Source organism: Metasolibacillus meyeri (assembly GCF_003049505.1).
Lineage (GTDB): Bacteria > Bacillota > Bacilli > Bacillales_A > Planococcaceae > Metasolibacillus > Metasolibacillus meyeri.
Genome location: NZ_PYWN01000089.1, coordinates 1 through 22983, shown reverse-complemented (window position 1 = coordinate 22983; position 22983 = coordinate 1). Strand labels below are relative to the sequence as shown.

The following is a 22983-nucleotide window of genomic DNA, read 5'->3' as shown; positions in this document are numbered from 1 at the left end:
TTATCTGCGCTTTTTATGATTTATTTGCGACTTTCAGGTTTTATCTGCGCTTTTCATGATTTATTTGCGACTTTCAGGTTTTATCTGCGCTTTTCACAGGTTTATTGGCAAATAAAAAAGTCCCTACACGTAAAACATGTAGAGACTTTATCATTTATTTCTTCAACCAGCCTACAGCTAGTGCACCTTCACCTAAGTGTGTGCCGATTACTGGTCCAAAGTAGCTTAGCTTAAAGCTAACGTTCGGGTGTGTCGCTTGCAGTTGCTTCATCCACTCTGTGGCTTCTTCCTCGCAGTTGCTATGGATAACTGTTGCTTGTAGGTCGCCGTGTTTTGCTATCGCATCCGCTAATAGCTCTTCAACGCGGCGTAGTGCTTTTTTGCGCGTGCGTATTTTTTCAAATGGCACAATGACTTTATCAACAAAATGCAGTACCGGCTTTACTTGAAGTAAGCCGCCGATTAATGCTGCCGCTGCTGATAAGCGACCACCGCGCTGTAAGTGTGCTAGATCGTCAACAACAAAAAAAGCACCTAACGTCGGTCTTATGCTTTCTAAATGTGCTAAAATGTCCTCTGTAGTGGCGCCCTGCTCAGCCATTTTAGCAGCTTCCAGTACATACATTCCTTGTGGTGCACAAGCAATTTCACTGTCGAAAGCCGTTACTTTAATACCTTCCACCATAGCAGCAGCTTGTACCGCACCTTGGAATGTGCCGCTAATACCGCTAGATAAATGGATGGAGATTACTTCGTCATAATCTTTTGCAAGCTGTTCAAATAGCTCGACAAATTTGCCAACTGGTGGCTGTGTTGTTTTCGGAAAAACTTTAGAGTTTCGCACTTTATCATAAAATTCAGATGCCGTAATTTCGACCTCTTCTTCATAGATGCCATCTTCTAAATTAACGCTTAGAGGAATCATATGAATATTATAACGACTGCGTTCCTCTGCTGTTAAATAAGCTGTACTATCTGTTACAATTGCAATTTTCATTAATACTTCCACTCCTCTGCTACCATAATTCTACCTTATGTAGCTTCAAAGTGGAACATGAAATTACATTTCGGCTTATTCATTCCCTATATAAAACACGCTTGTTACTTTCCATGTCCCGCCTTCTTTTACTAAAACTGTGACTTGACGACCTTTGCTCGAAAGCTCTGTCCCAGTTTCATCCTCCACCATATCAATTTCCAAGTTAGCGTATACCTGTGCCTCATTGTCATCATATTTCAAAATGGTAATATCACTCGCCTGACGATTGATTGTATAAGCATCAAAAGCATTTTGTGCCTCAACTAAATCCTTTCCATAATCAAAGCCTGTTGCATTTTTAGAAAGCGTTGCACTATAGCGCTCAATATCTTCCTCATTAAATGCTGTAATATACTCATTAAAAACAGCAATTATTTTTTCACGCTCATCATTTGGTACATTCTCGGCAGCCGTAATTTCATTTCCTAGCATTTCAAAGCCAACCGTACCCTTTTCAATTATTTCAGCCGTCTGTTCTGCGTTTAACGGCTCTTCTGTATTTCCACATGCCGCTAATATTAGTACTAACATTAGCATTATCAACCATTTTTTCATCTTCTTCAAAACCTCCTGCGCACATATTGTAGCATATATCATGCACATCTGCTTATTTGATATTCCGTCTCATATAGACGTACTAGCGCATTTGAGGTTTCATCTCGATTTCGAAACTTTTTAGCATTTATGGAACCTTGACAGCCCCTAGCTCCTCAAGTAGCTAAGAGGTTCATAGTTGATTATTTTATTTGCAAGCTCTGTGATATATTTGCGAGTTTCCTCGTTTTATTTGCGACTTCTCAGATTTATTTGCGACTTGCCCGTTTTTAGGCGGCTTGCCCCACAGGTTTGCAGCTTACAGGTGGAATAAAATTAGGGCTGGAGAGAAAGTTTGAACTTTCACCCCAGCCCTTTGTTTTTAGCGTACCTCTACCCAGCCACTCTTAATTGCCGTAACAACAGCTTGCGTACGGTCGTTTACATTCATTTTTTGCAGAATGCTTGATACGTGATTTTTTACCGTTTTCTCAGAAATATAAAGCGTTTCTCCAATTGTACGGTTACTTTGTCCATCTGTTAAAAGTTGCAATACTTCGCATTCACGTTTCGTTAATAAATGAAACGGACGGCGTATTTCTGTTTGATGGAAGTTTCCATTGTTTTCATGCTCAGATAAACGACGGAATTCAGCAACTAAATTTTTCGTTACTTTTGGATGTAAGTAAGAGCCTCCATTTGCTACAACTTTAATGGCCTCGACAATTTCATCCGCATCCATTTCCTTCAGCATATAGCCTAGCGCACCTGACTTTAGTGCGTGCGTCACATATGATTCATCATCATGAATCGACAGCATAATCACTTTTGCATCTGGGAATTCTTCAATTAACTCTTGTGTTGCCTCTACACCATTTTTCCCTGGCATATTAATATCCATTAACACCACATCAGGTGTATTAATACGGTATAAGTTTACTGCATCTGCACCATCGTCACCTTCAGCAACTACATCAAAGGTATCCTCAAAATCTAAAATGCGCTTAACACCTTCACGGAAAAGCTGATGGTCATCTATAATTACAATTTTCGTCATAAATATTTCCTCCTGTTATATTTCATCATCTGAAAAAGGTATTTTGAAAGTTACAAGTGTCCCTTTTCCAATTTCGCTACGAATATTCATTTTGCCATTTAAAATATCAATTCGTTCCTTCATTCCAACAATACCGAATGATTGTTCCTTTACTAGCTCTTTATCAAAGCCCGCCCCATTATCTTTGACGCTAATATTGACAGAGCGTTTCAGCCACTCTAGCTTAACAAATATTTCTGTACTTTGACCATGCTTAATCGCATTTGTTGTACACTCCTGGATTAAACGGAATATCGCTACTTCATAATTTGAATTCAGTCTCTTCTCTTGATTTAAGTTTTGAAAATGAATATGAACACCTTCATTATATTCCATAATCGTTGACAAATACTTTTTCAGCGTTGGCAAAATACCTAAATCATCTAGTGCCATTGGACGTAAATCATATATAATACGTCGCACCTCTGACAAAGCCTCACGCACATTTAATTTTAAATGTGCAATTTCTTTTATTGCCGCATCCATACCCTTGTCTCGATAAATTCGCTCGATTAAATCGGAGCGCATTAAAACATTCGCCATCATTTGTGCAGGTCCATCATGGATTTCACGCGACAAACGTTTGCGCTCTTCTTCCTGTGCTGATAGAATCTTAATGCCAAAATCCTGCTTAATTTTAGCTTGCTCTAGCGCTTGACCTACATCCTTTAAATCTGATGTTAAATAATTTACTACAACATTGACTTGATTGACAATTTGATCAGCTCGTTTTATCGTATCATAGAGTATTTTCATTCGTCTTTCCAAATCATCGCGTCGTTCACGTAACTGCTTTTCTTTTTCTTGAACGAGCAAATATTTTATTTGGAAGTTATTAGCTGTTTCATATGCTTCACGCACTTGCTCTTCAGTAAATGTATTAAACGCTTTACTCACTACGACAAGACGCTGCTTTGCGTGCTGAGTCGTTTTTTCCAAGTAGTCTGCTTCATCGATGACAATAGCTATCTCATCTCGAATGGCAGCTAATTCTTTTTGCATTTCTTCGAAGTTACGCTGACTTTGTTCGCTTATAATAAATATATCGTTTTTAGAGCTCATAATTGTTTCAAGCATGCGATTAAAAATAACATCGAGTGAGGCGATATCAAATTTCTCATTTAAAAACACCAAATCTCCCCATTCTCATCATTAAGCATCTATATGTGTTGAATCAAACTTTACATATAGTTAATGAACATTGTCAAACAATAACGCTTTACTCGGATAAATTAGAAATTTTAGCCTTATCTGCAAATAATGTTTTGTAATAGTAGCTTTCCGCACTAACTACTATCAAAATTATTTTATACTTAAAGACATTAGATAGAAAGACTTAAAATAAATCTCATTTATATTTATCGTACTATTTTATGTTTTTTTAAATTATTACTTCACAAATAATATGATTTTCTAGGCTCATCATTATAAATGAACTTTGATATGATAGATGATGTTTAGAAAATTGTATGACATTTGGTCAATGATCTATTTAGGAGGAAAAAAATGCGCAAAGACTATACAACTGTAAAGGGTTATGGAGAAAGCGAAATTGTCATTTCAAAATCACGCTTTCTCACTTATGTTCAGCGTGCTGAATCAGAACAGGAAGCAATCGATTTTATTGATAAAATAAAAAAAATGCACCCCTCCGCTACTCATAATTGCTCTTGCTATTTAATTGGGGAGCATGACAATATTCAAAAAGCGAATGATGACGGGGAACCAAGCGGTACAGCAGGCGTCCCTATGTTAGAAGTATTAAAGAAGCAAGGATTAAAAGATACTGTCGTTGTCGTAACACGTTATTTCGGTGGCATTAAGCTCGGTGGTGGTGGGTTAATTCGCGCCTACGGAAAAGCTACGACAGAAGGAATCGAAGCAGCACATGTTGTCAAACGCAAATTACATCATTTAATGCAAGTATCGATTGACTACACATGGCTAGGTAAAGTAGAAAATGAAGTGCGCAACTCGCAGTATACTTTAAAGGAAATTCAATATGCGGATGCTGTCGAAGTATTTGTACACGTTTTAAAGGATGAAGAACTCAATTTTACTGAATGGATGACCGAGTTAACAAATGGACAAGCAACAATCAACTGCATTGACAAACAATTTATTGAATTTGTACAGGAGTAATTTATCACTTTTCCGTTTACTGTTATCTCACAGCATAGTATAATTAGCAGTATTGTAAATTTGCACATAGACAAATGATATATTCCTAACACATCAGAGGAGAATGACAATGAAGCGCTCAAAACAACAAGAGAAGAAACCGTCCAAACTTTCTCTCGCACTTAAAATAACATTAATTTTAGCCGCGTCTCTATTAATCTGTGTCACGACGTACGGCATGTATTTAACAAAAAAAGTAGAGCATGCAGCTGAGCAAGCATATGAACCAGTTGAAAAACGTGGCGAAACTTCAACAAAGCGACCTACAGAAGTAAAAGTTGAACCGGTACAGGATAACGTATCCGTATTATTTATCGGTATTGATGACAGTGACCAGCGTGGACAAGGTGCAGAAGGCTCTCGTTCAGATGCTCTATTACTCGCTACATTAAATAGAACGACAAAAACGGTCAAGCTTTTAAGTATCCCTCGTGACTCTTATGTTTATGTCCCTCACGTTGGCTATAAAGATAAAATTACACATGCACACGCATTCGGTGGCACACTTGCTACAATTGAAACCGTAGAGGAATTATTCGATATTCCCGTTGACTATTACGTTCGTATGAACTTCAACGCGTTTATCGATGTAGTCGATGCGCTTGGTGGTATTGAGGCAGAAGTACCGTATGCAATGCTTGAAAAAGATGAATTTGACCGCAACACAGTTAGGCTACAGCCTGGTTTACAGCATTTAAATGGGCGTGAGGCATTAGCTTTAGCTCGTACACGTAAACTTGATAGTGATATGGAGCGAGGCAAACGTCAACAAGAAATTTTAAAGGCAATTGCACAACAGGCAGCCTCTATATCATCCATTACAAAATACGATGAGCTAATTGATGCAGTTGGCGCAAACATGAAAACAAATATGACATTCAAAGAAATGAAGGGCTTCTTCAGCTATTTGACACAAGGTGTTCCACGCATCGATTCACTAACTATAGAAGGTTATGATGATATGTCAACTGGCATTTATTATTACCAGCTGGAAGAACAATCTTTAAATGAAACAAAAGAAATTTTAAAAAGCCACCTCGGGCTTACTGAAGGCGATATCAACACGTCAAATGGCTCATCATTAGCAGGTAGCGGCTCAGAACAAACACAATCAGAGTCATCAACATCATCTGATCAACAATAAAAATAAGGTTATCTAGACAGCGAACTAACACATCGCCTTCTAGATGACCTTTTCTCTTTTTACCGTACCTTTTTGTTTGAATTAGGATTTTGTTGTATTGAGGTGAGTGCCTTGTATATTTGTCATTGACACTTCACTTTCCAGTTGCTCATTCTATTCCTCTCCTTTTAATTAATACGCACTAAAAAAGCTGTTGGCGCTTCCTCCAACAGCTTCTGATTATTTATTAAAAATACGTACTAAATTCAACAATGGTTTGTAGTTCTTTCCTGCCAAGCCGATAATTTCGACAAATAGCTCAATCACCACTAAAATGACTGTTACTAATAAAATAGCGCCCCATACAGTGGACATTGAGAAAATAACCGCTGCTAAACCAAACATACTTGCAATACCGTAAATAATTAACACTGTTTGACGGTGTGAGAAACCGATATCAAGCAAGCGATGGTGTAAGTGTGATTTGTCTGGATCGGACCACTTTTGCTTCATACGTACACGACGAACAATTGCAAAAAATGTATCAGAAATTGGAACACCTAACATAATAACAGGGATGATGAATGAGATGACCGTTACATTTTTAAATCCTAATAGCGAGAAAACGGCAATCATAAAGCCTAAAAATAACGCGCCTGTGTCACCCATAAAAATTTTCGCTGGATGGAAATTATAAAATAAAAAGCCCACTGTACTCGCTGCTAAAATAGCTGCCATTACAAGTACAAACATATTCCCCATGTTGAAGGCCATTCCTGCAAGTGTAATTAAAGCAATTGTTGAAACACCTGCTGCTAAGCCATCAAGTCCGTCAATCAAGTTAATGGCATTTGTAATACCTACAATCCAAATAATTGTAAATGGAATACTTAAAAATCCAAAATCTAAAATACCACCAAATGGTAAATTGATGAAGTCAATATCAATCCCACCGACAAACACGATAACTGCCGCTGCAGCAACTTGCCCAATTAATTTAGCTTTTGCAGAAATTTGGTACATATCATCAACAACACCTGTTGCAACAATAATGACTGCCCCTAAAATAATTGCTAGCGTATACTCACTTTCTGGTCTCAACACGGCTAATCCGATTAAAAATGCACCAAAAATAGCTAGTCCACCTAACCTTGGCATAATTTTAGCATGCACTTTACGGTAGTTCGGTGCATCAACAGCACCTATTCGAAAGGCTAAACGCTTCACAAGTGGAGTTAGTACAATAGCCGCAATAAATGCGACAATTAAAGACACGTAAATCATGTCTCTCCTCCTTAAATTTAATCGTTATCATTTGTTCAATGCCTCGGCTGATTTCAGCAAAAGCGAGATAAACCACGATAATTATAACATGTTTAACATACAAAATATAGTTTTTCTCTCTCAAATTACTGTATATTATCTGCAATTTGGTGAAAACTATACCTTTGCTTCGGTTTTGTAACGATTGTTCCTGCAGCCATGAGTAGTAAAATAGCTGAATTTCTGATAGAATAATCTAGTGTCTGCTAGCTATTTTAAGGAGACAACTTTAAAGGAGCGTAATAAAATGTTCTCAATTTTTAAACGAACTAAAGAGCAAACAAGTGCTCGCGAATTAAAAAGATACTATAAAATAGTAGATCAAATTAATGCACTTGAAGCAACATATGCTGCAATGTCAGATGAAGAACTACAGAGTATGACTTTCAAATTTAAAGAACGCTTAGAAAGTGGCGAAGAAATTACAGCAATCATCCCTGACGCATTTGCTGTCGTTCGCGAAACATCTAAACGCATTTTAAATATGCGCCATTTCGATGTCCAACTAATTGGTGGTTTAGTATTAACAGAAGGAAACATTGCAGAAATGCCTACAGGTGAAGGAAAAACATTAGTTGCTTCCCTCCCTTCTTATGTGCGTGCACTAGAAGGAAAAGGTGTACATGTCATTACAGTAAATGACTATTTAGCAAAGCGTGACTTTGAATTGATTGGACAAATTCATCGCTTCCTTGGTCTAACAGTTGGTCTAAACATACCAATGATGGAGCAAGAAGACAAAAAGGATGCCTACAATGCTGATATTACATACGGTGTGGGCACAGAATTTGGCTTTGACTATTTACGTGATAATATGGCACATGCTATCGCTGATAAAGTACAACGTCCATATCACTTCGCCATTATTGACGAAGTTGACTCCGTATTAATTGACGAAGCAAAAACGCCGCTGATTATCGCGGGTAAGATGTCAGCAAATGAAGAGCTTCATCGTATCGCTGCTATGTTAGCAAAGCGCTTTGTGAAAGATGAAGACTATGATTTCGATGATGAGACAAAAGCCACATCTTTAACAGATCAAGGTATTGAAAAGGTGGAAGCCGCATTTGGTGTTGATAACCTATATGATTTAGAGCACCAAACGCTTTATCATTATGTCATCCAAGCTGTACGTGCCCATGTCATGTTCGAACGCGATGTAGACTACATTGTACGCGATAATAAAATCGAGCTTGTTGATATGTTTACAGGACGCATTTTAGAAGGTCGTACATTATCTGATGGTTTACATCAAGCTATTGAAGCAAAAGAAGGCGTCGAGGTAACAGAGGAAAATAAAGCACAAGCACAAATCACAATTCAAAACTATTTCCGTATGTATCCGAAATTGTCAGGGATGACGGGTACAGCCAAAACACAAGAAAAAGAAATTTTAGAAGTATACGATATGCGCGTTATTCAAATTCCAACGAATAAACCGCGCCAACGCATTGACCAAACAGATATCGTTTTCGAAACAGCCGAAGCGAAATATGAGTTTGTAGCCCAAGAAACGCTACGTCGTCATGAGAAAGGTCAGCCTGTATTAATCGGCACAACTTCTATTTTACAATCTGAAAAAGTATCACAGTGTTTAAAGAAATACAGCTTACCACATCAACTATTAAACGCAAAAACAGTTGAACAAGAGGTCGAGCTTATTTCAGAGGCTGGTCAAAAAGGACGTATTACAGTTGCCACAAATATGGCGGGGCGCGGTACTGATATCGTTTTAGGTGAAGGTGTCGAGGAACTTGGCGGTCTTTTCGTTATCGGGACAGAAAAGCATGAAAGTCGTCGTGTCGATAACCAATTACGTGGACGCTCTGGTCGTCAAGGTGACCATGGTGAAAGTCAGTTTATCTTATCACTTGAAGATGATATGTTTAAACGTTTCGCGAAAGACGATGTGGAAAAGTTCCGCAAAAAAATGATAACAAACGATATTGAGCGCATTGAAAATAAAGATATTATCGAGCTTATCAATCGCACACAGCGCATCGTAGAAGGGGCTCACTTCTCAATGCGAGAATACAACTTAAAGCTGGATGATGTCATTAACGATCAGCGTAAAATTATTTATGATTTGCGTGACAAAGTGTTAGCTGGTGATGATTTACTAGCACTTATTACACGTATGATGTATGAAACTGTTGACTTTGCAGTACGTGACAATGCACCAGAGGAAGTCGATCCAATAGAATGGGATTTCGATAAAATGGAGCGCACAATCAACTCTTTATTATTAACACCTGTTACAATTGATCGAGCAGAAATAAAAGTGACAAAAATTTTGGATTCATTGAATACCAATGTATTTGAATTACGTGACTTTATTGAAAGCTTCCAAAGCAATGAGCAAATAATGAGAGTTATACCACAAGTTGTCTTAAGCTACATCGATTCAACATGGGTGAAACATTTAGAGCAAATGACGCATTTAAAAGAAGGTATTGGATTACGTCATTATCAACAAGAGGACCCAATGCGTATTTATCAACGTGAAGGCTTAGAATTATTCGGTAAAAATTATCAGGAATTACGCCGTAGCATTGTAGAAGAACTCGTAGCATTTATGAAAAATATTTCAACAATGAAAGAGCAGGAGGAAATATAAACATGGGCTTATTCGATTTTTTTAAAAAAGGCGATAAAGTAGGAAAAGATAGCACTGTTGATTCAGCCGAATTATTAAAGGATTCGAAGCAATCTGGGGATAATCGTGACGTTGTGACAAAGTTATCTTTCCATCCACAATGGAATGTGCCATTAGAACAACAATATGTATTTAACTTTTTAGCAAACGAATTACAACCATTAAAACCAAATCAGTTGTCACTATCAGCAATTAACATTGAAGAACACCCACACACTGGTGCATGGAATGTGAAAGCATTTTTCCGTTCTTCACTACCAGAGCCAATTGAGCTTGGTGAAATCGAATTACTAATTTTAGATAAAGATGATAAACGTCTTGCCTCTAGAATGTTCAACTTCCAAGACTTAGGTGTAATACCAGCCGAAAGTGCTCGTCCTTGGGTATTCGAGTTTGATAAAAGCTCAATTGAAGCTCATGTAGAAGAAGTACCAAAAGAAAATGAGTGGAAAATTGCTTTCAACTTAATTTCTTTACGTGGACATCAACTGGATTTAGATGAAACTTGGAAGCAGCAATTGCCGAAGGAACAACAAGAAGCTTTAGAAAAAATCGTAAAAGATTTACCGAAGCTTGGCAAAACAGAAGTGAACTTCACTGGCTTACAAGCGAAATTACAAAACGATAAAAGCTTACACGTATCCATCTTTATTCGTAATGGAAACGATAAAGCAATTAATCTTGAACAATTACCGCTTGAAATTATCGACGCTCAAGGCAAGCTAGCAGCAAAAGGTTCATTCAAGCTAGATCCTATTTTAACAATACAACCAAATACAACAAAGCCGTGGACATTTATCTTCCCTGCCCAATTAGTAAACGTAAAAGGAATTGACCTTTCACGTTGGACAGCACGTGTCCCACAGCAATAATAAAAGAAAACCTGAATTGCCTAGAGCATTTCAGGTTTTCTTCTTTTCCAAACGAGTAATTAACGCCTTAGCTAACTAGTAGAAGGCTTTACAATGCGGAATAAATACACTAACTACTATTTACTCGCGTATCAAATCACGTGCAAATATAACCTTCTTCAAAAAAATTATTTCTTGCGTAGCGTACTGTATATTTCAAATCTCTTCATCATACATTGTGTAATGTGTTGATTAACCTATTAAAAAAAGACTGACACGCGAGATAGCCCCTCACGCATCAATCTTTGTTAGTTGTATATTTTAGTATGTATAGAGTACGTATTATTCAAATGAAACATTCGCAACACGTTTTGCACCTACATAACGGCTTCCCCAATACCATTTATCATTAATATCTGTAATACTTACACCGATATTCGTTTGAGAGTGGATAAATTTACCACCACCTAAGTATACGCCTACGTGTGAAATGCCACTACCAGAAGTATTAAAGAATACTAAATCACCTGGGATTAAATCATTTTGACTTACCGCTGTACCTACACCGTACATAGATGCTGAAGTGCGAGGTAATGATACACCAAGATCACTAAATACAGTACGAACATATCCAGAACAGTCAAAACCTCTTGTTGAAGTGCCACCATATGCATAAGGTACACCTAAATATTTTTGAGCCGTTGTTTTAAAATCATTTGAAGTAAAATCCGCAGCAGATGCTTTTTCTTCCCCGATAGGTGATAAGAAAATAGCTAATGCGGCTAAAAATGTTAATAAAGTATTTCGTAAAATATTGTTGTAACTCATTAATAATCCTCCACACAGATAAAAAATTTTCTGTTAATTTAACTGTTATTAGATTAACATGAGTTACTACACTGTAACATTACAGTTCTGTAACAATACAGTTACACTTATAAAACTGTGTATTAAATAGTGACCTTTCCTTATACCCTGTTATATCAACGTTTAAACATCTTTTTTACAAATATATTTCATTTCTATGTATCGAATTAGAGACATTTCTCTATCCTCGCCTTACATCTTTGTAACATTCGTAATATAAAATAGCTAAAATGAACTTATTAGATGCATTGCTTAAAGGAAATTTTTAGTTGAACAGGACTTTAGATATACTTATGAGCATTGATAGTTCACATTAAAGAGTTATTTCTTAACATAGCATATCATTACTCCAAATAGATAAATCCTCTTCTCTTTAAAATGTATAACACTTGAAGCAGTCAAAAGTTCATTTATTAATTTTAGTTAAGAGGGCTCTATCCAACTTCCAAAACAGAAAAAGAGGTTATCCAGGAAGTCAAAAATCCCCCCCTGAACAACCGAAAAATCTAGTTTTACGTATTTGCATGTAAAAGTGTTTCTAACATTTCAAAGAAGTTCACGACTTTTCTGAAGGGTGAATATTTCAATCAAACAGCACATCGTTATCTTCTCAATCGATTCCATTAAAGCGCTTGTACGCAACGAAGCGCTCTGTCCAATAGCTATGTGTTACTTTAGATATTTCAACACCATTCGTACCCGCATGAATAAATTGATCGTTTCCTATATATATCCCCATATGCGAAATATTTGCTATATACGTATTTTTAAAAAACACGACATCTCCTGGCATTGGCTGCTCTACTGTAGTCGTATCCTGCAAATAGTAATCAAGGCTACTTTTACGCAAAATATCTAAACCTGCATTGCTATACACATATTTCACAAAGCCGCTACAATCAAAGCCTTCTACAGTATTTCCAGCAAATACATAAGGCGTACCAATCAATTCATGAGCTAGCCCAATCACCTGCTTATACATGGCTTGTCCATTTTCTTTCGGCGCAACGCTAATCACTTGTTCTTCTATATTTTTCGTTGGCAAAACCTTATTCACTTGCAACTGCTGGTTAATATAAATAACATCCGATTGTAGTTTATTCAATTCTTTTAGCTGTATAACTGTCATATTATTTTTCTGAGCGATTGCTGCTAATGTATCGCCTTTTTGGACTATATAAGTCCCTGTTTTTTCTGAGAAGGCTACCTTTTCCTCTTTGTTTACTTTCACTTCTTCATTTGCTACAAGAAGCTTTTGATTAATAAAAATAGCGTCTGTTTCTAAGTTGTTCCATTGCTTTAATTGCTGTACTGTTATTTCATGTTCTCTCGCAATTTTCGTTAATGTGTCGCCTTTTTGTACCGTATACGATGCTGCCTCTGCTACCGGTGCTGCGAGCGCTGATAATATGAGCGCACTTGCAACCGCAGCCTGCCATTTACTTACCATCCTCAAAACCCCGTCCCTTCTATTTTCACGTAACATTCTCTTACTCTATTTAATTTTATTGTAACGAATCTATCTAGCCATTCACAATAGCCTATTTTCCTCTATTGTGAACTTTTATCTTGTTACATCGATTTTCTACTCCGTCTAAAGACACCCTATTTTTACACTTCCAAATTAATTATTTGAAACATTTAGTCAAATTATTGTAATAGCATTTCCAAGCTCTTAAAAAAAGTGTATGCTAGGAGTACTACATGTATCAGTCACTAGTTTAAGGAGAGAAAGTACGATGAAATTTATTCGTGAAAACCTCGTTGTAGGCTTCATGTTATTTGCACTATTTTTAGGAGCTGGAAATATTATTTTCCCTCCATTATTAGGACAACAAGCCGGAGAACATATTTTAATTGCGATGGCTGGCTTCCTAATAACAGGCGTTGGTTTACCACTTATCGGAGTGATAACAGTAGCAAAAAGCGGAGGAGACTTGCACGAATTATCAAGTAAAGTAAATCCACTTTTCGGAATTATTTTCACATCCGTTATTTACTTATCGATTGGGCCATTTTTCGCAATTCCTCGAACAGCTGCTGTATCTTATGAAATCGGTATTAAAGCACCGTTTTTATCAAAATCATTGGCAGAAAGCCCACTTCCCTTATTCATTACGACACTCATATTTTTTGCTATAACACTATATTTAGCGTTTAATCCTACGAAAATAGTGGATCGTATTGGGAAGATTTTAACACCTGCTTTATTGCTCATTATTTTAGCACTCGCAGTAAAGAGCGTATTAACACCTCTTGGGCCAATTGGTGAGGCACAAGGAGGCTATCAAACTTCACCATTTTTCGAAAGCTTTGTTCAAGGCTATTTAACGATGGATGTTCTGGCCGCACTCGTATTCGGTATTGTCATTATCCAAGCATTAAATGGTCGTGGCTTAACTGAAAAAACAGAGCAAATTAAAGTCATTATTTTTTCTGGGGTTGTAGCAGCACTCGGCCTAGCGTTTGTTTATGTATCACTTGCTTATATCGGTGTAACGAGCACAAGCGTTATCGGTTTCCACAGCGATGGTGGTGTCATCATTGCAGAAGCAACAAAAGCTCTTTTTGGTAAAGCAGGTAGCTTTATTTTAGCTGCAACAATTATTTTAGCTTGTTTAACAACAGCTGTAGGGCTGTTGTCTGCAAATGCATCATTTTTCAATAAGCTATTTCCGCGCATTTCCTATCAGTTTTTTTTAATTGTATTTACATTGCTCAGTTTAGGAATTGCCAACTTTGGTTTAGAATCCATCATTTCATACTCATTACCAGTTTTACTCGCTGTTTATCCAATTGCCATTGTGCTTATGCTATTAGCATTATTCGCTAACTACTTCCAGCACAGCTCACTCGTTTATGGGCTTCCTCTAGTCGTAACAGCTGCGATTAGCATTTATGATGGTATAAAGACAATGGGCTTTGAAATAAATTTATATGAAAATATTCTTAGCCATCTCCCATTATATGAGCAAAGCATTGGCTGGCTAATTCCTGCCTTTGTGGCGACAGGAATTGCTTGGATGATTCATAATGTGAAAAACAAATATCGTAATGCTTAAAATATCTACTTATAAAGGTGTGTGGCGAATGAAAAACTTATTAAAAGCAATGCTTTTTAGTTTCTTTTTATTAATACCAATTACGGCAAATGCAGATACTTTAAATGAAGTAAAGTCAATTATTAAAACAGAGTATGTCGGCAATATTAACGGGAATTTACAAAAGGCAGCATCGATTGAAGAAGTAATGGATATGCTTGATGCCTATTCTACCTTCTTTACTGCGGCAGAATTTGAACAGTATATCAACTCGATTGAAATGACATCTGTTGGCATCGGTGTCGTTGTAGAAAAACATGATCAAGGTGTTTTAATTACAGAAGTAATTGAAGGCGGCAGTGCACATAAAGCAGGTATTAAAAGTGGACAGATTATCGTTAACATTAACGGCCAATCAACAGTTCCCATGTCCATTCAAGAAGCAACATCATTAATTATGGGTGAGCAAAATACATCAGTGCGCCTTAGTATACTGCATAATGGAAAAACCAAAAACGTGACGCTCGTTCGTGAGCCATTCAGCATGCCTAACATAACAAAAAAGCTCCTTTATGGAAATGTAGGCTTTATCCACTTAAGCTCTTTTTCTGAGGACGCAGCAAATCTTGTCAAAAGAGCATTTAATGAGCTTAAGTCACAGGGAGCCACTTCATTTATTTTAGATGTTCAAGATAATGGGGGCGGCTATGTGGATGCTGCTGAACAATTAATTGGCATGTTCCCTAAATCACCTTACGCTTATAAATTACAAACTGCAGCAGGTACAGTTACTCATCATTCAATCTATCAGCGCATAAAATTCCCGACAGATACGCGGGTACTTGTCAACCGCTTCAGCGCAAGTGCATCAGAAATGCTTGCAGCTGCATTAGTCGACCAAAAATCAGCCGTTGTTTACGGTGAAAAAACATATGGCAAAGGGACAATGCAAGGATTTTTTGAGCTATCTGATGGCAGTTATTTAAAGCTAACCATCGGCAAATTTTCCGGTCCAAATGGCAGTACGATTAACGAGATTGGTGTAAAGCCACATATTACAACAGCTACGCCAATTATGACAGCACATTTCGATTCCCTTGTTAATAAATTTAAAGGCTATGAGGCGTTATCAGCGACGAAAGTAAAAGAAGGCGACTCTTTCACTTTACGGTATAGCAAGTCGATTGCAACTGATACAATTCAACTTATAGCACTTGGCGATCACGCTGTCCCGATGAAAGCAACATACAAAAACAAGCAGCTCATTATCACACCAACTAAATCGCTTACTAAAAACGAACAATATATGCTCCTCATTCCTCCAACGGCAAAGGAAAAAGGGCAATACATGCATATTACAGTAAACTAGAAGAAGGCAGTAGAGAAAAACTATATTTTCTCTACTGCCTTTTGTGTAATTATTGAAAGAATTTGAAAAATTGCTTAGCATATTAACAGGGAGGGGTCTCTAAGAAATTTTCATGTTTAACAGCCGAACATTACGCTTATTGAGCGAATTTAGGCTTTCGTTGAGCGAGAACCACACTTCGCTGAGCGAGTTTCACCATCCGTTGAGCGAAAGCTGCATTTCGTTGAGCGAATCACTACTTTTGAACTAGAGAATTCACAAGTAATTTCAACTTTTTGGACATGCCCTTCTTTCCCTAGCTAATTCTTAGTTATTTTTTCAGCACTTTCTTTTTCACCTTCACCAGAATTTGTTGCAATTCTGGGAAGCGCAAGATGACTAATAATAGCGCATAGCCTAGCATCGTTACAGTAAATGTGACAATTGCATGCGCCCAAATAAAGTCGATCTGGATATAGGCTGTGACAAGCCATGTAACGGCAATATAGCCGATCGTTAAGCAAACCATTTTCACAAACTGTCGTAGATTACTATCCACTAGCTTTAACTTATATTTCCACTGTAGCCACGCAACAAGTAGTATAAAATTCACTACGGCACTGACAACCGTTCCCCATGCAATCGCATCTGCTTCATATTGTCCAATCATCAACTGAATCACGGCAATATTCACACCAAACACCGCAATAAAACTGAAAATAACTGGGGTCATCGAGTTACCCTTTGCGTAGTAGAAGCGCGTCACATACATATTTGCTGCTAAGAAGAACATCGTCATGCTAAAAATTTCAAGCAATGATGCCGTAAGCACTGTCGATGTCTCATCCCATTGATTACCGCTCTCAAAGACGATACGAACAATCGGCTCTGCTTGGAAATAAAAGTAGACAGAAATCGGCATAACTAATATGTACAATAACCGTAAGCCGCGCAAATATAGGCCTTTAACAGCTGAGGTATCCCCTTCGCCCTCTTTTTTACTCAGCAACGGGAAAATAACCGTCGTAACAGCAGTCATTAAAATCGCCTGCGGAAATTGTGACATTTTCGTTGCGTAGTTCACCCCAGATACCGTGCTCACATCTAACATATTCGTAAAGAAGCGCTGAATTAAAATATACATTTGCGCCGTTGCGCCGCCAAGTATAATCGGCAAAGCCACTTTCCATAGTTCCTTTTGATCTTCTGTATTAGGCAGCATTGGCTTGAATGACATATGCTCCGCCTTGCGCACACCAAATACAAGGAAAAAGAGCATACAAGCTGCGCCGAGCAACGCACCAACACCGTATCCAATTGGTCCAATTACAAACGATAGCCCTACAGAAATAATTAAAAACGATAAATTATAAATGAGCACAGAAAAGCTCGATAAATGGAACTTTCCTTGCACATTCAAAACACCGCTCAACCATGTCGATAAAACAAGCATTATTGTCGATGGCATCATCCAATAATACAACGACTTCAAGCGTTCATATTCCTCGCCTGCTGGTGCTTGGAAATACCATTGTAAAATTGGGTCTGTAAATACGATAAATAATAGGGAAATAATCGAAATCGACACTACAATTGTCGTAAATGTGCGTCGAATATATGCTGTTAGCGACGCTGATGTTTTATGATAAATCGAAATAAAGGCAGTCGTAAATGCGCCACCAATAACTAAATATAAAAAGTTTGGAATCGTATAGGCATTAATAATACTTGCAGCAAGCTCTGTCGTTCCATACTGCCTTCCAATAATGACTTCACGTAAAAATCCAAACAGCCGGGCTAGTATATTAATAACCGCTACCGCTCCGACAATTTTTAAAATGCGGTTCACCCTGCATCAATCCTTATCTTTGACATGTCTTTTGAGTTTTCATCTCGTATTTTTGAGAGTTGATTCCTTGTTTTTTGCAATTTATTCTACGTTTTCAAAGATTTATTCCACGTTTTTTCAGGTTTATTCCACGTTTGCGTAAATCGCCTTTAATCGCACCACGATATTTTGTGCATCGTGTGTTGTGAGCAGCTCTTGCACTTTTGCTTCGTTGATGGCTAAACCAGTCAACGCTCGTTCCATCGCCTGCTGTAGTGCAACTGCATCCATTGGTGGTACAAGTACACCTGCGTCTTCTGCTAACATGTACTTCAAGCCGCCAACGCTTGATGCGATAACTGGTGTTCCACAGCTCATTGCCTCTAGTGCCACAAGCCCTAAACCTTCAATATATGATGGCAGTACAAAAACATCCGCTGCTTGAAAATAGCGCGCTAGCTCAGCTTGTGGCATTGGCTCAATAAAATGGATATGCTCACTTTTCACCAAGGCCTTCACCTTTTCTGTAAAGCCTGCATCCTTTGTTGAACCAATGCAATAAAGTGTAGCTCTACCAGCGTGCGCCTTTTCTAGCTGCTGAAATGCTGTAATAAGTTCGTACACGCCTTTTTCTTCAATAATATTACCGACAAATAAAAAGTTTGTGCGTTCCGAATCCATGCCAAGCTCTTTTTGCATTTGCTGCTTGTCCGCAGGTGTAAACACATTACGATTAATGCCCATGCTCATTATAGAAATGCGTGCAGGCTCGATGCCATAATCTTGTTGAATCGTTTGTGCTAGCTCCTCACCAACTGCAATCACATGATCAGCATGCTGTAATATCTTTGTCGTATATCCTTTAATACGGGCGCTTTTCTTCGCCATTTTATTAATATCGCCGCCATGCGCTGTTACAACATACGGTACTTTGTAGCGCTTTTTTAAATAATAGCTAAATAGACCACTCGGAAAAACATAGTGTGCATGTGTCAGGCTAATTTCGCGTTTATTTTTGCGAAATGTCAATAGCACATTTAAAGCCCACTTCGTATATTTTTTAATAACATTTTTTTTTCCTGTTGCGGGGTTATCATTTACTGCAATTACTGTCTCAATGCCAGCCGCATTTAATTGCTGTACTTGATTTTTTACAAAAACGCCATAAGCTAAATGCTCCTTTGTCGGATACATATTGCTAATAATGAACGCCTTTTTCATTGCGTTGCACCTGCCTGTAACAGCTTCAGACCAAGAGCGGATTTTTCCTTGAAGGCATCATTTGTTGCCTTTGCTAAGGCTTGTGCCCCTTGCCAATCTACCTGTAATTTATTAAACAGGGTACTGAAATAATCATCGCGCTCATGCAATGTATCAATCGCTAATGAATAGTCACCTAGCCCTGCCATTTGTAAAAAATCATTAACTTTCACATGATATGATACACCAATAATTGGTGTTTTCGTATCCGTTGCTAAAATAAGTGAGTGTAGACGCGTACCAATTAATACATCAAATGATGCTGTTAATTCTAAAAGGCGCTGTGGTGGGCAGTTTTCATCAAGTATAATGGTGCGCTCCCCATGCTTCATTAGCTTTTGAATATCCTTCGTTACATCGGCATCTTGTGGATATTTCGTTGCGAAAAATGTAATTTCAGCATTTTGCTCTGCAATGATACGATCTAAGTTTTTCGCCATACCTGCAATATAATTATGGTATTTTTCCTCATCTCCTGTTGGCCAGTACGATGCATTATAGTATGGAACAGCCGTCACACCAATTTTCTTTGGTTCCTCGCTATAATGATGACGCTCCATTTCTAAGCTAAAGGCTGGGTCTCCAATAATATGAACTTCACTCTTCACGCCGATAGATTCTAGTAATGCCTTCGACTGTGGATCACGCACTGATAGATTTTGTGCATGCTTCGCCATATAGCGAATAAACCACTTACCAAGCCCTGTATTTAATGGACCTGCACCACAGCCATAAACGACATACGGCACGCCTGCATTTTTTGCCATCATTGCATAAGAGCCATAAAGTGGCGCCTCACGCTTATATAAATCCATTAAAATCCCGCCGCCACCAATAACGACAAAATCTAATGTTTTCACGATTTTCGAGTTTTCTCGATAAGTTTTAAAAAATGTTTTTGGAGCATTGCCGTTTTTATGATAAAGCGGATAGCTTTGCACATTGTAACGCTGCGCAGTTTGCTTTGGGTTATTACTAAATACAACGATATTTTCAGTTGCGATCTGAAAGGCCTTTTCAAGCTGGCGAATAATGCTTAATAAAATTGCTTCATCCCCATTATTATCATTCCCGTAGTTACCAACAATTCCTATTTTCACTTGTGCATTCATCCTTTTTATTTCAATGTATCTAATATTATGACGCTTTTCTCTTCAATTTGTTCTGCTCTTTAGTATAGCATAATGTTGTTTTGAGTGCTTCTCGCCCATTTGAATTGTATGTGTCCTCCAGAAAATCGAAATCGCTGTTGAATTCACTAGTTTCATCTCAAAAAACAGGGGCATGCCTGAAATTCAGACAGCCCCTGCTATTGCTATTCTTTAGTTAAAGTAAAGCGTTGAATCGCTTCTTGCAGTTCTTTTGTTGTTCTCTCTACATCCATAACAGCCTGTGATACATTAAATAGCTCATTTTGCTGTGATTGTGCTGTTGCACTTACTTCTTCTGCAGACGCTGCTGTTTGCTCTGAGATTGCTGAAATGCTTTGAATCGCCATTGTTGCTTGATTTTTATGTTCTAGCATGTTTTCGAGCTGCGCTTGTAATTTAGCAATCGCTGTTGTAATGGACAATGTTAGCTCACCATTATTTTTAAATGCCTGCTCTGTGCTTTGAACAGATGCATTTTGCATATCTAATAACTGTGCATTGGCATCAATGACTTCTACTGTTTGTCTTGAATTTTCTAAAATGCCTGCAACCGTCTCACGAATAATTTCTGTTTCCTTTTTCGACTGCTCTGCTAAGTTGCGAACTTCCTCCGCTACAACAGCAAAACCTTTTCCATGCTCCCCTGCACGGGCAGCCTCTATACTCGCATTCAATGCAAGTAAATTCGTCTGTTCTGTAATACCTTGAATCGATGCGATAATATGATTAATATTTGAAATATCTGCGGCTAAAGCATGCATTTGCTGCTGAATACGCTTGTTCATTTCATTTGTTTTCGTATTATGCTCACGTAAGCTAATGACCTCATTCATACCATTTGAAATCGTCTCTTGCGTTTGTCGTGACAGCTCGTCCATATTATTTGAAATGTTTGACAATGAATCAATTTCATCTGACAAATCCATCATGCGGTAATTCGTCTCTTCCGTATCCTCTGATTGCTTTGATGTACCTTGTGCGATTTCATCAATTGCTGTTGCTACCTCTACACTGGAAGCCGTAATTTCGTTAAATGAATTCATTACATGTGTCGTTGCATTGTTTAATATGTTTGTTGAATTTTGCACTGTTTGAATAATTCCGCCTGTTTGCTCAATCATATTGTTATAAGCCATCGTCACAGTTCCAATTTCATCATACTTAATATATTTCGGGTCAATCGTTTTTGTTAAATCGCCCGATGCAGCCGCTTCAATTGATGCACGTAAATACTTCAATGGACGAAGTTGCTTGTAAATATACCATACACTAATTACTGTCATTATCGCTATAATTAGGATAGCAGAAATAACTGCAATCATCTGTATTTGATTGTACTGCTCTAAAATCACTGATTCTGGCAATATTAATTGTACGACCCATTTCTCCTCAATTCCCACTAATACCATTGGCTTAAAAATCGTATAAGCATCACCCTTGAAGTGTGGAGAATATGCATACCTATTTACTGTTTCACCATTAGCAGTTTGCTGTTTCACTGTTTCCCATGTCATATCGCTGTACGACTCAATACTGCCCCCGCTTTCACCCAAGCTATTCGTAACAAGCTCGCCAGCATTCGAAATAATGGCTGTATAGCCACCATCAGGCGTATCCGCCGCAACTAATTCATTTAAAAATTCAATTGAAATATCAGCAGTTAAAGCACCAAAGACATTTCCTCTCGCATCAATTAATGGCACTGCAACCGTCGTCATTTGTACTGGTTGCCCATCTATTTCATATGGGTACGGCTCAACTAATGTCATACGCTTTTGCTCTTTCGGTATCCAGTACCATGCAGATGCTTCTCGATCATCTACATCATTGAGTATCGTAATATCAATAGACTGATCTTCTTTCCATAAATATGGGATAAAGCGCCCTTGCGAATCAACATATCGCTCATCAGCTATCGAATCAACTTCAAATGAATTACGTTCAAGTACAGCACCTGCTCCGATGATATCTTCATTATTTTGCAGATTGGAAGTAATCATTTCTATAACGTCATCTGCATACAAATCATCATTATTTCTTAAGTTTTCCATCATCGATTTCGTTGTAACTAACGCCGTACTTGCCTCTTTAAAACGCTCACCCATTTTTAAAGTAGCTTGCTCCGCTGTCACTAATGTTAAATTTTCAGCATCACTTGCATTCTTACCTTTAATAATCATTCCTGTTATTAATATATAAGAAATAAATAACACAATAAATACACCTATAATTAAAGATGATAACTTTAATGGAATACTCTGCTTCTTCTTCATTATGTCCCTCCTTATATAAATTTATCATTCGCTAATTAATACTTTATGGAAAAAATTAGTTGCATTACTTTTGACTAAATACTCCTTTCAATGAAATAATCAAAATATACTACTATTATAGTAGAAATAATAAGATAAATTAATTGCTTTTTTAGTTTATTGCCAACTATTTTTCAAAAATCGACTCTATCTTTAACATTTCGCGATAAATGACAAACTTCCTCTTTTCGTATCCATAAACGCCTAAACTTAATAGAAATACAAGAAGCTGTCGAAAAAGTACACTTTTCCGACAGCTTTATTAGTTTATCCCGCATTAACGGACAGTAAGACGCCTACCTCAAGACTTGAGAAAAACAAAAAGGATAGGTGGGCGATAACTGTCCGTAAAAGCCCGATTGGTTCAACTAAC

Annotated in this window: 17 protein-coding genes; 6 read left to right on the top strand and 11 right to left on the bottom strand. The window is 37.6% G+C overall.

Going from position 1 to position 22983, the window contains the following annotated elements:
• Positions 1 to 154: 154 nt before the first annotated feature.
• From C9J34_RS13605 to C9J34_RS13590, 4 genes are all read right to left on the bottom strand, one after another.
• A complete protein-coding gene (locus tag C9J34_RS13605; protein WP_107840674.1) occupies positions 155 to 997 on the bottom strand; it encodes a DegV family protein in 843 nt (280 codons plus the stop codon).
• Between the two features lie 75 nt (positions 998 to 1072).
• A complete protein-coding gene (locus C9J34_RS13600; protein ID WP_107840672.1) occupies positions 1073 to 1594 on the bottom strand; it encodes a nuclear transport factor 2 family protein in 522 nt (173 codons plus the stop codon).
• A gap of 361 nt (positions 1595 to 1955) precedes the next feature.
• On the bottom strand, positions 1956 to 2630 hold the full coding sequence (locus C9J34_RS13595; RefSeq protein ID WP_107840671.1) for a response regulator transcription factor: 675 nt from the start codon (positions 2628 to 2630) through the stop codon (positions 1956 to 1958).
• Positions 2631 to 2645: 15 nt separating this feature from the next.
• Entirely contained in the window at positions 2646 to 3800 is a 1155-nt protein-coding gene (locus C9J34_RS13590) for a sensor histidine kinase (RefSeq protein WP_107840669.1), read from the bottom strand.
• Positions 3801 to 4175: 375 nt separating this feature from the next.
• Here C9J34_RS13590 and C9J34_RS13585 point away from each other — a divergent pair, with 375 nt between their 5' ends.
• Positions 4176 to 4811: a YigZ family protein gene (locus C9J34_RS13585; RefSeq protein ID WP_107840668.1), complete on the top strand. Its 636-nt coding sequence runs from the start codon at positions 4176 to 4178 to the stop codon at positions 4809 to 4811.
• A gap of 103 nt (positions 4812 to 4914) precedes the next feature.
• Complete coding sequence (locus C9J34_RS13580; protein WP_107840666.1) at positions 4915 to 5994, top strand: LCP family protein; 1080 nt, start codon at positions 4915 to 4917, stop codon at positions 5992 to 5994.
• A gap of 219 nt (positions 5995 to 6213) precedes the next feature.
• Here C9J34_RS13580 and C9J34_RS13575 read toward each other — a convergent pair whose 3' ends face one another.
• Positions 6214 to 7257 (bottom strand): glycosyltransferase family 4 protein, encoded by a 1044-nt coding sequence (locus C9J34_RS13575; protein WP_107840664.1) that lies wholly within the window; start codon positions 7255 to 7257, stop codon positions 6214 to 6216.
• A gap of 286 nt (positions 7258 to 7543) precedes the next feature.
• On the opposite strand from C9J34_RS13575, the gene secA2 reads away from it, so the two are divergent.
• Positions 7544 to 9913, top strand: coding sequence for an accessory Sec system translocase SecA2 (secA2, locus tag C9J34_RS13570; RefSeq protein ID WP_107840662.1), 2370 nt, complete (start codon positions 7544 to 7546; stop codon positions 9911 to 9913).
• Positions 9914 to 9915: 2 nt separating this feature from the next.
• Positions 9916 to 10824 carry an accessory Sec system S-layer assembly protein gene (locus C9J34_RS13565; RefSeq protein ID WP_107840660.1) on the top strand — a complete coding sequence of 303 codons (909 nt, stop codon included), beginning with the start codon at positions 9916 to 9918 and terminating at the stop codon, positions 10822 to 10824.
• A gap of 321 nt (positions 10825 to 11145) precedes the next feature.
• Here the strand turns inward: C9J34_RS13565 and C9J34_RS13560 are convergent, their stop codons facing one another.
• Together C9J34_RS13560 and C9J34_RS13555 are read right to left on the bottom strand one after the other, a co-directional pair.
• Positions 11146 to 11631, bottom strand: a complete 486-nt coding sequence (locus C9J34_RS13560) for a C40 family peptidase (RefSeq protein ID WP_107840658.1) — start codon at positions 11629 to 11631, stop codon at positions 11146 to 11148.
• A 649-nt stretch (positions 11632 to 12280) separates the two neighbouring features.
• The gene (locus C9J34_RS13555) at positions 12281 to 13120 is read right to left on the bottom strand and encodes a C40 family peptidase (protein ID WP_193769009.1); all 840 of its coding nucleotides are present in this window, start codon (positions 13118 to 13120) and stop codon (positions 12281 to 12283) included.
• A 289-nt stretch (positions 13121 to 13409) separates the two neighbouring features.
• Between C9J34_RS13555 and brnQ the strand changes: the two genes are divergently transcribed.
• Both brnQ and C9J34_RS13545 read left to right on the top strand, forming a co-directional pair.
• A complete protein-coding gene (gene brnQ, locus C9J34_RS13550) occupies positions 13410 to 14732 on the top strand; it encodes a branched-chain amino acid transport system II carrier protein (RefSeq protein WP_107840655.1) in 1323 nt (440 codons plus the stop codon).
• Between the two features lie 28 nt (positions 14733 to 14760).
• Positions 14761 to 16080 carry a S41 family peptidase gene (locus C9J34_RS13545; RefSeq protein WP_107840653.1) on the top strand — a complete coding sequence of 440 codons (1320 nt, stop codon included), beginning with the start codon at positions 14761 to 14763 and terminating at the stop codon, positions 16078 to 16080.
• A gap of 310 nt (positions 16081 to 16390) precedes the next feature.
• Here the strand turns inward: C9J34_RS13545 and murJ are convergent, their stop codons facing one another.
• From murJ to C9J34_RS13525, 4 genes are all read right to left on the bottom strand, one after another.
• The gene (gene murJ / locus C9J34_RS13540; RefSeq protein WP_107840651.1) at positions 16391 to 17908 is read right to left on the bottom strand and encodes a murein biosynthesis integral membrane protein MurJ; all 1518 of its coding nucleotides are present in this window, start codon (positions 17906 to 17908) and stop codon (positions 16391 to 16393) included.
• A 123-nt stretch (positions 17909 to 18031) separates the two neighbouring features.
• The gene (locus C9J34_RS13535) at positions 18032 to 19108 is read right to left on the bottom strand and encodes a glycosyltransferase (RefSeq protein WP_107840649.1); all 1077 of its coding nucleotides are present in this window, start codon (positions 19106 to 19108) and stop codon (positions 18032 to 18034) included.
• Positions 19105 to 20247 carry a polysaccharide pyruvyl transferase family protein gene (locus tag C9J34_RS13530; protein ID WP_107840647.1) on the bottom strand — a complete coding sequence of 381 codons (1143 nt, stop codon included), beginning with the start codon at positions 20245 to 20247 and terminating at the stop codon, positions 19105 to 19107. The genes C9J34_RS13535 and C9J34_RS13530 overlap by 4 nt, the downstream gene beginning before the upstream one ends.
• Before the next feature lie 215 nt (positions 20248 to 20462).
• On the bottom strand, positions 20463 to 22571 hold the full coding sequence (locus C9J34_RS13525; RefSeq protein ID WP_107840645.1) for a methyl-accepting chemotaxis protein: 2109 nt from the start codon (positions 22569 to 22571) through the stop codon (positions 20463 to 20465).
• Positions 22572 to 22983 lie beyond the last annotated feature (412 nt).

Coding starts and splice junctions, on each gene's coding strand:
- C9J34_RS13605 (WP_107840674.1), bottom strand. CDS start 997: ATGAAAATTGCAATTGTAACAGATAGTACAGCTTATTTAACAGCAGAG.
- C9J34_RS13600 (WP_107840672.1), bottom strand. CDS start 1,594: ATGAAAAAATGGTTGATAATGCTAATGTTAGTACTAATATTAGCGGCA.
- C9J34_RS13595 (WP_107840671.1), bottom strand. CDS start 2,630: ATGACGAAAATTGTAATTATAGATGACCATCAGCTTTTCCGTGAAGGT.
- C9J34_RS13585 (WP_107840668.1), top strand. CDS start 4,176: ATGCGCAAAGACTATACAACTGTAAAGGGTTATGGAGAAAGCGAAATT.
- C9J34_RS13580 (WP_107840666.1), top strand. CDS start 4,915: ATGACAATGAAGCGCTCAAAACAACAAGAGAAGAAACCGTCCAAACTT.
- C9J34_RS13575 (WP_107840664.1), bottom strand. CDS start 7,257: ATGATTTACGTGTCTTTAATTGTCGCATTTATTGCGGCTATTGTACTA.
- secA2 (WP_107840662.1), top strand. CDS start 7,544: ATGTTCTCAATTTTTAAACGAACTAAAGAGCAAACAAGTGCTCGCGAA.
- C9J34_RS13565 (WP_107840660.1), top strand. CDS start 9,916: ATGGGCTTATTCGATTTTTTTAAAAAAGGCGATAAAGTAGGAAAAGAT.
- C9J34_RS13560 (WP_107840658.1), bottom strand. CDS start 11,631: ATGAGTTACAACAATATTTTACGAAATACTTTATTAACATTTTTAGCC.
- C9J34_RS13555 (WP_193769009.1), bottom strand. CDS start 13,120: ATGGTAAGTAAATGGCAGGCTGCGGTTGCAAGTGCGCTCATATTATCA.
- brnQ (WP_107840655.1), top strand. CDS start 13,410: ATGAAATTTATTCGTGAAAACCTCGTTGTAGGCTTCATGTTATTTGCA.
- C9J34_RS13545 (WP_107840653.1), top strand. CDS start 14,761: ATGAAAAACTTATTAAAAGCAATGCTTTTTAGTTTCTTTTTATTAATA.
- C9J34_RS13535 (WP_107840649.1), bottom strand. CDS start 19,108: ATGAAAAAGGCGTTCATTATTAGCAATATGTATCCGACAAAGGAGCAT.
- C9J34_RS13525 (WP_107840645.1), bottom strand. CDS start 22,571: ATGAAGAAGAAGCAGAGTATTCCATTAAAGTTATCATCTTTAATTATA.